The sequence below is a fragment of the Nocardia sp. alder85J genome, from assembly GCF_020176955.2.
Taxonomy (GTDB): Bacteria; Actinomycetota; Actinomycetes; order Mycobacteriales; family Mycobacteriaceae; genus Nocardia.
Genome location: NZ_JAIUCZ020000011.1, coordinates 163,322 through 175,605, shown reverse-complemented (window position 1 = coordinate 175,605; position 12,284 = coordinate 163,322). Strand labels below are relative to the sequence as shown.

The window sequence follows — 12,284 nt, the reverse complement described above, 5'->3', positions numbered from 1 at the left end:
GACCCTATTCGGCCGGAGCGGCCGGATCCGGTTCTCCCGGGCTCAGTCCGCGCCGGATCGCGGTCTGGATCGGGGCGTTGAGGAGCAGGAGCAGCAGCCACCACATGCCGACGTGCGGGAAGAAAATCCCGAGGAGCATGGCGACGACGGCGACCCCGACGTAGAGCCAGCGCAGCGCGATATCGGTGCCCGTCGGGTGGTCGGACAGCAGGTCGGCGCGGTACAGCAGCAACTCGATCAGGCGGGTGATCACCAGGGTGTAGACGAGCAGGCCGATGTACAGGCCGATGGCCACGCGGTCGTCGCGGTGGGTGTAGACGATCAGGACCGTGGCGACCGGGATGGTGACGATGCCGACCAGCCACAGCATGTTGACCCGGATCAGTAGCGGCGTGTAGCCGGTGGCCCGTTCGAAGGTGGTGTGGTGCTCGCGCCAGAAGGCGCTGATCACCACGAAGCTGACGCCGGCGGCGATGATGGCGAAGGTGTTCTCGGACAGGAACTTCGAGGCCGTGGAGGTCGTCACCTCCCGCGCGCTGTCCACCAGCGGCAGCGCGATCAGGGTGATGGCGATGGCCACCACGGCGTCGGTGAAGAAGATCAAGCGTTCCAACCCGCGCGTGGTGCGCGGTTTTTCGGCCTTGTGCCATAGGGGCTGTCCGGTCACGGGACGACCTTACCGAGTTCCCGGCCGCACGCATCCGAACGGCGCGATCGGTCAGAACCAGCGTTCCAGCACCTCGGCGACGCCGTCCGCGGTGACATCGGGGGCGATCTCGTCGGCGATCGCCTTGACCGGTTCGACGGCATTGCCCATCGCCACGGAATGAGCTGCCCAGCTGAGCATCTCGATATCGTTGTAGCCGTCGCCGACGGCCAGGGTGGCCGCGTGCGGGATGCCCAGCTGGGCACGCAGGCGTTCCAGCGCCCAGCCCTTGGACACGCCCTGTTTGGAGGCGACCAGCCACGGTTCGTACTCGCCGTGCACCCAGCCGGCGCCGGGCAGCCGCACCTCCCCCAGCACCGCCACCATCTCGGTGAGGCTGCCGCCGGGCCACCAGCCGTTGAGCCGGGTGGTGGGTTCCAGGCCCAGATCGCTGTCCTCGACGAAGCGGAACTCACCGAGCCGGAAACTGCCCGGGTAGTAACCGGTGGCCCAGGTGCCGATGCCGACCTTCTCCACCGACAGCACCATGTCCGGGAACAGCGATCGCAGCACGGCCACGGAGGGTACGGGGTCGAAGGTGTGGGTGACGTGCGGCCGCCAGGTCGCGATGTCCACGTGCACCGCGCCGTTGGAGCACAGCGCGTGGCCCTCGGCGACGCCGAGTTCCTCCAGCACCACTCGGGTGGCCAGCAGGGTGCGCCCGGTGGTGACGACCACGTGCGCCCCGGCGGCGACCGCGGATCGCACCACCGCGCGCACCCGGGGCGTGGCCGGTGAGCCGGTGTCCAGCAGAGTTCCGTCCACGTCCAGGGCGATCAACTCGGGTCTGACGGCATCCACGGGTTCATTGTCCCCGACTGTGCAGATGCACTTACAGGGGACTACCCCGCGCTGGTGGCCAGATACGGCGCGACCGCGTGTGCGAGATTGGCGATCGTCAGCGATTGCAGCCACACCCGGCCCGGACCGGTCAGCTGGGCCAGGAACAGGCCGTCGCCGCCGAAGAGGATGTTGCGGATACCGCGCAACACGGTGATGTCGAAGCTCACCGAGGCGTCGAACATGCCGACGTGCCCGGGATGCACGCGCAGCGTCTCGCCGGGGGCGAGGTTGTACTGCACGACTTCACCGGACAGCTCCACCCAGGCCTGCCCGCGGCCGCCGAGTCGTTGCAGGGTGAATCCGGCGCCGCCGAAGATGCCCGCGCCCAGCCGCCGCTGGAAACTCAGCCCGATCTGCACATCGTCGGTGGCGCAGAGGAATCCGTGCCGATGCACCAGATATTCGGATCCCGGCTGCACCGGGACCGGCATGATCTGCCCGGGCAGTTTCGTCGCGAAGGCCACGCGGCCCGGATGATGCGCCGCCGTATATTCCGTCATGAACAGCCCCGCTCCGGCGAACGCCCGGCGCATCGCGCCGAACATGCCACCGGCGGCGGACCGCGTCGAGGTGTGCAGCTGGATCGACTCGGTCATCCAGGACAGCTGCCCGGCCTCCGCGATCAGACGATCGCCCGGGTTCAGCGCGACCTCGAGCACGGGCATGACGGTTCCGATGATTCTGGCTTCCACCAGATCAGTGTGCACGCCCGGAAGTCACTGTCACGCGGCGACTTCCGGGGGAACCCGGATCAGGGGGCGACAACGCCGCTCAGGGCAGCACCTGCGGCACCGAACGCGGGTCGTAGTAGCCGTGCAGCGCGCCCACGAAACCACCCCAGAGGGCGCCCACGATCACCCCCGGAATCGCTCCGACACCGGAACCCAGAGCGGCGCCCAGGATCCCGGATCCGGCGGCGCCGACAGCGGCACCATCGACGATGCCGTTCTGGATCGGATCGTGGTCCAACGCGTCGGGATTGGTCCGGATCTCCAGCGGCACGCCCTGAGAGACGTTCTGCACGACCGGTTCCGGTGCGGTGGCCGGCGCCTGCGCGGACGCGGCCCCGGTGGTTTCCAGTGCGACGGCCAGCGGCAGTGCCCCGACCAACAGCGCGCGGCCGACGCCGCGAGCAACACGACGGCTCATGGAATGTCCTCTCGTTCCTACCCGACCAGGCAATACCATAGCCACTCCCGGCGGTGGCGGCAGCGCGTCCGGGTTCCGGGGCGGAGGCCGATCCGGCTCGACAGACAATGCGACCGGATCGGATCCGGATCACCCGGCAATGCGGGCGGAGACGGCGACGGCCGCGCACTCGGGTGCGCGGCCGTCGGTGATGCGGACGTACAGGGTCAGGGCAGGACCTGCGGCACCGCGTCGGGGGCGAACACGCCCACCAGCGCGCCGATGATGGTCCCCCACACCGCTCCGTTGATCGCGCCCGGAATCGCACCGATACCGGAACCCGTAGCGGCGCCGAGGATTCCGGACCCGGCGGCACCGGCCAGGGCGCCGCCGGCGATCCCGTTGTGCAGCGGATCCGAATCGTGGGCGCTCGGATCGGTGGCGATCTCCAGGGGCACACCCTGCGACACCGACTGCACGACCGGCTCCGGTTGCGCCGCAACCGGAGCGGCGCCGGCGACCCCCGACATCTCCAGGGCGACGGCCAGCGGCAGGGCCCCGATCACCATGGCCCGGCTCACGCCACGAATGGCACGATGGCTCATTGTCTTCCTTCCGTATTTCCCCGGCCCCCGATCCCCTCGCATTCCCCGGACGATCGAACGTCGGGGCCGAGATGCGAACGGACCATTGATATCTCATAGCCCGGCCCGGATCAACATGTGAGAAACCACAATGGCCACGGCCACTCCCGCCGATCAGCGGCTATCCCCCGCACCGGCGAGAATTCGCCGCGGCGACGCTGTGGCGGCGACTGGAGTCGAACGGTGACACCAGGATCGGGCCGGCGACTTCTCGACGACACCGCGCTGGAATGCACCTCGGTGGTCGCCAACAATGCGATGAATCGCGACCGCCGGTTGTCGGGCGTGAACAGTTACACCCGCGAACTCGGTTTCGATCCGTACCGGCAGTTGGCGACCGCGCTCCGCGCCGCACCCGACAGACCGATCGGCTGGATCGACGCCGAATATCTCGGCGCCGACGATCAGGCAGGCCCCGGATACACCGGTCAGCCCGCCGTCACGTCCTATTACGAGTGGTAGCAGGACAATACGAGCAGCTCTGATCGCAAATCGCGATCCCGGCGTACCCCTCAATTCACGTACGCCAGGATCGCGACCTTCCGTACGTGGCAGGCCGATTGCGCCGACGACCCCCCGATCGTCCGCCGCGGACGATGCGGTTCGATTCCACGCGCCGCATACTCCGGCTCCACCACCGACCACCGATGACAGCCGCCACCGATGAGTCGTCGTTCGACCACCGCCGGTGGCCCACCGGCGACAGTGTTTCCGCGCAACCACGACCGGTCATCCGGCGACCGAGCCGCCGTCGAACGAGCACCGGCCATCGTCAGCAACCGAGTAGTCGCTCCCTGACGGCCCGCCGTCCGTCGACGACGAAGCCGTCGCCCTCGAACCAGAGTTCGTCCATCGACTGCTCATCTGTCGTCTGGGCAGCATCCGGCGGTCGGCCGACGAGGGGACTGCCGTGGTGGCTGTCCATCGGCGGAGCCACCTTCGGTGAACCGATGGGCGTCCGGTTCCGATCCACAGTCGGCCGGGCGGAATCTCGTCTGTCAGCGATGACCGCCACCACCCGCATGACCGCCACCTGCGCCGGCCCCGGCGCCACTACCGAGACCACCGCCATCGGAGGCGCGGCTGCCCGATGCCGCACCGCCGGAGGCCGAACCACCGGATCCCATCCCGCCGGAGGATGCCCCGGCGGCCCCGCCTCCCGGCACCCCGCCGGAGTTCCCACCGCTCGCGGTACCCCCGGAATTCCCGCCACCCGGTGCCCCACCCGAATTACCGCCAGCCGTGGCACCACCGGCGTTCCCACCACCCGGTGCCCCACCAGAGTTACCGCCACCTGCGCTACCACCGGAATTCCCGCCACCCGGTGCCCCACCCGAATTACCGCCAGCCGTGGCACCACCGGCGTTCCCACCGCCCGGCGCCCCACCAGCGTTGCCGCTGCTCCCGGGCCCGGATCCTCCCGAATTCCCGCCCGATGCACCGGAACCCGCTGATCCTCCCGAATTGCCATCTGCCGCAGTGGAGCCCGCGGTACCGGACGCAGCACCACTCGATGCTCCGGAGCCTCCGGTACCGGCACCCGAGGCGCCCGAATTGCCGTTCGGTGTACCCGAATTCGGGGTTCCGGCGGGGGTGCCCGAACCTGCGGTACCGGAACCCGTCCCGGCGGAATCACCACTCGTCGTGCCGGATCCGGTGCCCGAGGTGCCCGTGGACGAACTGCCGCCCGCGGAGGCGCCGGGTGAGCTCGCTACCGTGCCGCCCGCGCTCGTCGTGCCGGACGGAGGGTTGCTCGTTCCGGCGGCGGCCGAGTTGCCTGCGGTGGTGCCCGATCCGTTCGCGATGTGCTGCGCCGCAGCGGTCGGGGCGCCCTGGGCCGGCCCCGGCAGGCCGGTCGCGGGTGACGACACGGCGGGGGTGGCCGGATCGGTCGCCTCGGCGAACGGCAGTGGGTTGGTGAACCGTGCCGGATCGCCGTACAGCCAGGTGGGTGTGGTGCGGACCGGGTCGCAGTGGGTGCCGACGCCGTGTGAGCCGACCTGGCGTTCCACCTCTTCGGTCGCCGCGGCCACCACGGCCCGGGTCGCCACGGCGTAGTCGCGGGCGGTGGTGACCGAGGCCAGGATCTTGCGGGCCGCGCCGGATACCGAACCCAGTCCGTCCAGGATGCTCGCGTCCTGGTGGTAGACGCTGGCCGTATCGGCCGGGCCCGCCAGGGCGGGGGCGAATTCCAGTGCGGGGCCGTCGGTTCCGATGGGGCCGTTGCCGATCATGCTGGCCGCCGACATCGCCAGCGCGGAAGCCACGGCGGCGCCGGAGATCACGGCCGCGCCGCGCGCGTAGCGGCCGAGTTCGCTGCCGGTGCCGGCCATCCGGGCCGAGGCGAGCGCGGCGCCGACGGCCACGGTATGCCCCGGATCCGGCGAGAGCACCAGCGGCGGACCGAGTTCGGCGAGCGCCTCCGCCACCTCGGCGGGGCGGGCAGCGGCGCCGACCACCAGGATCCGGTCGACATCGGTCAATTCGATGCCGTTCGCCTGGACGCATGTGCGTACCAGCCGAAGGGAATTGCGGATGTGCCACGATCGTAATCGGGCGGTGTCGACGGCCGGGACCACCTTCGACACCGGTGCGGGTGCGCCCGGCGCCAATGCCCGCGCGTAGCGGGCGAGGATGACGCCGAGCGGGCGCCCACCGTAGGTGTGTGAGCGCACCGCGCGGCCCAGCACCCCGCGCTCCTCGCGATCGGCCTCGGTACGGACGATCGCCACGTCGAGACTGCCTCCGCCCAGGTCGTAGACGAGAGTCAGACCGCGTTCGGAGACACCGTGTTCCGCGTCCAGCCATTCCACGGCGGCCACCGGTTCCGGCATCAGCACGGCGGCGCCGGCTCCGGACCAGTTCAGGGCATGGCGCAGCGCGAACACCTGCCGGTCGGTGTAGCAGGCCGGATAGGTGGCCACCGGTTCCACGGCGGGCCCGCCGGCCTCGATCAGGCAGGTGGCCACCGCGGCCACCAGATCGGCCGGGCGCCAGATCCGCCCGCCGAGCACGAGCGGCTCGTAGTCCCGGGTGAGATCGGCGAAATCGGTGACCACGGGCGCGAATCGGGGCAGGGTGCTCATCCGTGGGCCACCCGCGCTGTCGAAGGTGACGGTCGTGCGGCGGACCCGCACGGCCGGACGTTCCCGGTCCCCGGCCGCGGCCGCTGTCACGGAATTCACTGTGCCGATGCTCATGCCGAAACCACTAGTCATTGCCATCCCGTCAACGCACCGAGACCACGGCCCCACGCGGTTGAACCATGTGGTCGCGGTCGTTTACCAAATAGCGATCACAGGTTAGCTGGTGGATACCGATCACGAACAGCCAATCAGCGTAAAAGGTTTCATACCCATGGGTATGTATCGCATAACCGCAGATAGACCGGCGACCAGGTCGAAAAATCGCGAGCAGAGATGGTGCAGATGACTGAAATCGACCGAAACCAGCTACCGCACAGTAATTTCCCATCGAATACCGACCGGTACGCTGAGACAATCGGACGAACGCGAAAACGCGCCAGAATTCGAGCCGTCGACAGGGAGTCGCGAAAAGGTTGCCCACCCCATAATGGAACGAATCAGGCACCCGCAGATCTCCGTCGCACGTGCCGAGGGGCACTGTGCGCAGCGGATCTCGAGCCCGCGCGAGTGCCGGTCGTTCCCACGCGAGTAGCAGCCCCGGGAATGCGAGCGCGCCGCCCGGCACTGAACCGAGCGGCGCGTGTCCGCCGAGCAGCGGCAGGCGTACTACACCAGGGACAGCAGCGGACGCTTGCGGCGCGGCGGCCGCACCACCACGGCCCCACCGCGGATCGCGGCCGGGCGGCGGTCGGCCACCAGCCGGTCGAGATCGGCCGCGTCGCGGCGCGGTTCGGGCAGGCGGCCGGAGTTGAAATCGTCGACCAGCTGCCGCACGGTCTGCTGCGCATCGGATTTGTTGGTGCCGATGAAACCGGTCGGGCCGCGCTTGAGCCAGCCGGTGACATAGGTGCCGGGCAGGACATCGCCGTCGACGGCGTCCAGTACCCGGCCGCCGCGATTGGGCAGCACGCCCGCGCGGTCGTCGAACGGCAGGTCCGGCAGCGGCACGCCGCGGTAACCGACCGAGGCCAGCACCAGTCCGGTGGCCACGATCTCGGTGGATCCGGTCGCGACCGCGCGGACCGCGCCGTCGGCCTCGATCACCAATTCGGTACGGGCGAGCTCGATTCCGGTCACCTGCTCCGTGCCCGTCAGCGCCACCGGCGCGGACAGGTAGCGGAACACGATCCGCCGCCGCCCCGACACCGGCCGCTCGGCCAGCCCGCGCAGCAGGCGCAGCTTCTGCTCGACCCGCTGCGGCTGCCCCGGAATCGGCTCCGGCACCTCACCTTCCACCACGATGTCCACGTCGGCGCCGAGCAGACCCACGAATTCGGGCACGGTGAAGGCGGATTCGGCGGGGCCGCGACGGCCGACGATCACCACCTCCTCGACCGCGCTGCGGCGCAACGCCGCCAGCGCCAGCGGCGAGATGTCGGTCCCGGCCAGGGTTTCCGGGTCGACGGTCAGGATGCGGGCCACGTCGAGCGCGACGTTGCCGTTGCCGACGATCACCACCCGCGGCTGCGACAGATCGAATTCCTGTCGCGCGTGGTCGGGATGCCCGTTGTACCAGGCCACGAATTCGGTGGCGGAGGTGCTGCCGGGCAGTCCCTCACCCGGGACCCCCAGTTTGCGGTCGGTCGCGGCGCCGGCGGCGTAGATCACCGCATGGCAGTGTTCGAGCAGCTCCCGGTGCGAAATATGCTCGCCCACGGTCACGTTCAGATACGACCCGAAGCCGGGCTGGGCCGCGATCACGTCGAACAACCGGCTCACCTGCCGGGTGCGGGCATGATCGGGCGCCACCCCGTAGCGGGCCAGGCCGTAGGGCACCGGCAGCCGCTCCAGCACGGTCACCGCCACGCCGGGCTGGGTCAGCAGCTCGTCGGCGGCGTACATCGCCGACGGGCCGGAGCCCACGATCGCCACCCGCAGCGGCCCCCGGCCCGCCGACACCGCCGCGGCCGGAATCAGCTGGGCCAGTAGCGGTCTCGGCCGATCGGCCCGGTAGAAATCGGCGTTGATCTCGATGAAGGGCAGTTGGCCGTCGGTCAGCTGCTTCGACGAGACGACGGCATCCACCGGGCAGGCCGTGGCACACGCGCCGCAGTCGACGCACGCCTGCGGGTCGACATACAGCATCTCCGCGGTCGCGAAGTCCGGCTCGTCCGGCGTGGGATGGATGCAGTTCACCGGGCAGGCGTAGACGCAGGAGGCGTCGCTGCAACAGGATTGGGTGACGACGTAGGGCACGCGAATACTCCGGCTCAGGCCGCCGTCGCGCCGCGGCGGATCGGCTCCGAACGGTACCGGCTGGTCGGGCCGTCGATGCGCAGCAGCTTCCAGACCCGCTTGGCCAGCGGATTCATCAGGCCGATCTCCTGCGCGAGGGCGCGCACGTCGACGAAGTAGTCGCTGAACACCTTCCGCGCGTCGGCCGAGCCGAAGAACAGCTCGCGGCGGACCTCGTCGGGGATGTCGTACTTCTCGAAGAACGCGCGCGGCGGGGTCACGATCGCCCGCCCGACGATCCACATGATCACCGGCATCATCACCGACAGCACGAGCCGATCGACCGGACCGGCCTCCGGCACATGGTGCTTGAGGTACTCGTGCGCGAAGGAGATGTGGCGCGCCTCCTCGGCGATGTGGATCGCCATGACGCCCCGCATGATCGGGTGCACGTCCTCACCGGAGCGCAGGATCTGCTTCTGGATGTGATCGATCGGCTCCTCGCCGCCGAGCACCGCCATGAAGAACAGGTTCGGGAACGAGTTCGCGATCGGCACCACCAGATGGCGCAGCCGGCGCACGACCGGGCCCATGCCCGGGACGTCCTCACCGATGCGGTTCACCATCTCCTGGAACATCAGGGTGTGGTTGAGTTCCTCGGTCATCTCATGGGTGCAGTACCGGAACTCGCGCGACCCGTTGTCCAGGTGGAAGGCCGTGTAGTGGACCATGCCGCTGATCAGCAGCGATTCGAACTGCAAGCCGACCTTGGCGATATTGGCCTGGCGGTACTTGCCGATCTCGATCTGCTGCTCGACCGGCAGTGCGCGGTACCACGGGTGGCGGCCCAGCGGATCCGCCGACGCGGGCAGAATCCATCGCTGCGGCCCGGCGCTCGGGTCGAAATCCGGGTTGTCCCAGTCGATATCGGTGAACGGGTCGAAATGCTTGTCGACCGAGCCCTGCGACAGCAACATGAGCTTCTCGGCGTACTGCATGGCCTGCTCGACGACCTGGTCGAGGTCGCGCTTCGCGGCAACGGACGTCATCGTCATCGCCCCCTCACTTTCACTGGGTAACTGTACCCAATGGTTACACGTACACCCGGTCACGTCAACAGCGGGAGACCGATCACCCCCGGCCCGCCGAAACGGATGTCACCCCAGTTCAGTGGCCGGACCGCGGGCCCGCGCCGAACCGCGTGTGCCACATCACGTTCCGTGTGGTGACTGCATAGTGTCCGTATCGGACTGTAGTACAGCGCCGAGCGACCCGGTCGTCGTTCTCGCGCAGTCACCGGGCACCGCCGCGAGCAGCGCGACGGCCGCCACGGCCGCGCCTACCAGCGCCGCCGCCCGCACCACCCGCCGCCGGACCACCCGCGCGGTCCGGGCACGACCGGCCCGGCGCCGCCGTACCGCGTCACCGTGCGCCACCTCGGCGGCCCGCCGCGCCAGGATCGCCGCACCCTCCGCGATCGTGCGCTCGGGCTCCCGCGCCACGACCACCGGCCGGGCCAGCGCCTCGGCCAGCACCGCCGCCACCTCGGGCGGGCGGGCCGCACCGCCGACCACCAGCACCCGGTCGACGTCGGCCATGGTGACATCGGCCAGCCGCAGGCAGCGATAGACCTCGGTCAGCGACCGGCGGACATGAGCGGTGCGGAGCTCGCCGGTCGCCGCATCGGTCAGCCGGTCCGCCGAACCGGCCGCCACCAGCCGGGCGGCGCGGCGGGACACCTCGGCGCCGAACGCCCGGCCGCCGAATTCGGCCGACCGCACCGGCGTCCCCACGATCGGGCCGGGCGGGAGACCCGCGCCGACCCGCACCAGCGTCACACTCAGCCCGGAACCGCCCAGGTCGTAGACCAGTGCCAGGCCCGGCAGCAACGGGCCGTGGGTGGCGGACAGCCAGGCGGCGGCCGCGATCGGCTCGGCCACCAGCAGCGCCGCCTCCAGCCCGGCCGTATCCAGCGCTGCCCGCAACTCGGTGACCCGCGCGGCCGGACAGCCGACCGGATGGGTCACCGCGACCCTCGCCGCCGCGGCCCGCTGAACGCTCATCGCCGCCGAAGCCCGTATCGCGTCCATCGCCGCCGCGGCCCGTGGGACGCCCCGCATCTCAGCGGCCCGTGGGGCGCCCCGCATCTCAGCGGCCCGTGGGACGCCCAGCACCGCGGCGGTGTCCGGCGCGCCCAGCACCTCGGCGCACATACTCCCCGCCACCGTCGCCACCAGATCCGCCGCGGTCAGCGTGCGGTGGCAGACTCGTGCGCCCGGCGCCGGCCGCTGGGTCAGGTCCGCGAAGTCGGTGATCATCCGGCCGTGCCGCGGGATCCGCCCGACCCGCACCGCCCCGGAACTGTCGAAGGTCAGCGTGGTCCGCCGGGTGGCGGGCTGCGGCGCGGGCCGACCGGCGGCCGCCGCGACCGCGCACACCGTATGGATCGTGCCGATACTCATGCCGAGCCCCACCGCCATCAGTTCACCCCGATCGCCGTGCCGTTCACCGAACCGTGATCCGAACCGGGTTCAGGCAATCATCGGGTGGCAGGGCTTGCCAAGCACCGGACATCGGGTTGTCCGCGAAGCGCCGCCACCCCGGCAGGCGGCGGCGCTCACCGGAGACCTCAGCTCGCGGGCAGTTCGGGCACCCGGGTCGCCCGCGCGTACACCGTCTCCCCCTCGGTGAGCTTCAGCGCCGCCGCGTCGCCACGGGTGACCTGCGCGGTGAAATGGTCGCCGGTGGCCGCATTGCGCAACTCCAGCCGCACCTCGAAACCGAGGCGCACCACGCGTTCCACGGTCGCCCGGGTGATGCCGGCGGATTCCGCGGTGCCCTCGTGCTCGGCCAGCGCCAGACCCGGATCGCGGCCGATGCGGATGTCGTGCGGCCGTACCAGATGCCCGTTCAGCTTGGCCACCGAACCCAGGAACGACATGACGAATTCGTTGGCCGGGCGGTCGTACACGTCCGCCGGGGTGCCGACCTGCTCGATCCGGCCCGCGTTCATCACCGCGATCCGATCGGCGACGTCCAGCGCCTCCTCCTGATCGTGGGTGACCAGGACCGTGGTGACGTGCACCTCCTCGTGCAGGCGGCGCAACCAGGTGCGCAGATCCTCGCGCACCTTGGCGTCCAGCGCGCCGAACGGCTCGTCCAGCAGCAGCACCTGCGGATCCACCGCCAGCGCGCGGGCCAGCGCCATCCGCTGCCGCTGACCACCGGACAGCTGCGCCGGATAGCGGTGCTGGAAACCGTCCAGGCCGACGATGCCGAGCAACTCGTCGACCCGCTTGCTGATCTCGCCCTTGGGCCGGCGGCGGATCTTCAGGCCGAAGGCGACGTTGTCGCGCACGGTCATGTGCTTGAACGCCGCGTAGTGCTGGAACACGAAACCGATGTCGCGCTTCTGCGGCGCCACCCGGGTCACATCGCGACCGGCGATGGTGACGATGCCGGAATCCAGGCTCTCCAGCCCCGCGATCGACCGCAGCAGCGTCGACTTGCCCGAGCCGGACGGCCCGAGCAGCGCGGTCAGTTCGCCCGAGGGGATCTCCAGGCTGACATCGTCGAGGGCGGCGAACGAGCCGTACCGCTTGTTCGCATTGGTCACGGTAATCATCTGGCCGCCTCCGGCAC

General features: G+C 70.2%; 12 protein-coding genes. 1 reads left to right on the top strand and 11 read right to left on the bottom strand.

The genetic code is table 11. The features are described 5' to 3' along the window. Window positions 1-4 precede the first annotated feature (4 nt). From LBW94_RS34795 to LBW94_RS34775, 5 genes are all read right to left on the bottom strand, one after another. On the bottom strand, window positions 5-667 hold the full coding sequence (locus LBW94_RS34795) for a TMEM175 family protein (protein ID WP_225061196.1): 663 nt from the start codon (window positions 665-667) through the stop codon (window positions 5-7). 51 nt (window positions 668-718) lie between these two features. Continuing rightward, the gene (locus LBW94_RS34790) at window positions 719-1,507 is read right to left on the bottom strand and encodes an HAD family hydrolase (RefSeq protein WP_225061197.1); all 789 of its coding nucleotides are present in this window, start codon (window positions 1,505-1,507) and stop codon (window positions 719-721) included. Between the two features lie 41 nt (window positions 1,508-1,548). Beyond that, window positions 1,549-2,241 carry a TIGR00266 family protein gene (locus tag LBW94_RS34785; RefSeq protein ID WP_225061198.1) on the bottom strand — a complete coding sequence of 231 codons (693 nt, stop codon included), beginning with the start codon at window positions 2,239-2,241 and terminating at the stop codon, window positions 1,549-1,551. Between the two features lie 79 nt (window positions 2,242-2,320). Beyond that, window positions 2,321-2,698 carry a hypothetical protein gene (locus LBW94_RS34780; RefSeq protein ID WP_225061199.1) on the bottom strand — a complete coding sequence of 126 codons (378 nt, stop codon included), beginning with the start codon at window positions 2,696-2,698 and terminating at the stop codon, window positions 2,321-2,323. 206 nt (window positions 2,699-2,904) lie between these two features. After that, complete coding sequence (locus LBW94_RS34775; protein ID WP_225061200.1) at window positions 2,905-3,282, bottom strand: hypothetical protein; 378 nt, start codon at window positions 3,280-3,282, stop codon at window positions 2,905-2,907. A 222-nt stretch (window positions 3,283-3,504) separates the two neighbouring features. Between LBW94_RS34775 and LBW94_RS34770 the strand changes: the two genes are divergently transcribed. Continuing rightward, the gene (locus LBW94_RS34770) at window positions 3,505-3,783 is read left to right on the top strand and encodes a hypothetical protein (RefSeq protein WP_225061201.1); all 279 of its coding nucleotides are present in this window, start codon (window positions 3,505-3,507) and stop codon (window positions 3,781-3,783) included. 310 nt (window positions 3,784-4,093) lie between these two features. On the opposite strand, the gene LBW94_RS34765 is transcribed toward LBW94_RS34770, so the two are convergent. The 6 genes from LBW94_RS34765 to LBW94_RS34740 form a co-directional block, all read right to left on the bottom strand. Then, window positions 4,094-4,246 carry a hypothetical protein gene (locus tag LBW94_RS34765; protein ID WP_225061202.1) on the bottom strand — a complete coding sequence of 51 codons (153 nt, stop codon included), beginning with the start codon at window positions 4,244-4,246 and terminating at the stop codon, window positions 4,094-4,096. A 73-nt stretch (window positions 4,247-4,319) separates the two neighbouring features. Beyond that, window positions 4,320-6,506: a hypothetical protein gene (locus LBW94_RS34760; protein WP_266272874.1), complete on the bottom strand. Its 2,187-nt coding sequence runs from the start codon at window positions 6,504-6,506 to the stop codon at window positions 4,320-4,322. Between the two features lie 567 nt (window positions 6,507-7,073). Beyond that, on the bottom strand, window positions 7,074-8,663 hold the full coding sequence (locus LBW94_RS34755; protein WP_225061203.1) for an FAD-dependent oxidoreductase: 1,590 nt from the start codon (window positions 8,661-8,663) through the stop codon (window positions 7,074-7,076). A 14-nt stretch (window positions 8,664-8,677) separates the two neighbouring features. After that, window positions 8,678-9,697, bottom strand: coding sequence for an AurF N-oxygenase family protein (locus tag LBW94_RS34750; RefSeq protein ID WP_225061204.1), 1,020 nt, complete (start codon window positions 9,695-9,697; stop codon window positions 8,678-8,680). A 156-nt stretch (window positions 9,698-9,853) separates the two neighbouring features. Further along, window positions 9,854-11,122: an Hsp70 family protein gene (locus tag LBW94_RS34745; RefSeq protein WP_266272872.1), complete on the bottom strand. Its 1,269-nt coding sequence runs from the start codon at window positions 11,120-11,122 to the stop codon at window positions 9,854-9,856. Between the two features lie 149 nt (window positions 11,123-11,271). Then, window positions 11,272-12,267 carry a sulfate/molybdate ABC transporter ATP-binding protein gene (locus tag LBW94_RS34740; protein WP_225061206.1) on the bottom strand — a complete coding sequence of 332 codons (996 nt, stop codon included), beginning with the start codon at window positions 12,265-12,267 and terminating at the stop codon, window positions 11,272-11,274. Window positions 12,268-12,284: the final 17 nt, after the last annotated feature.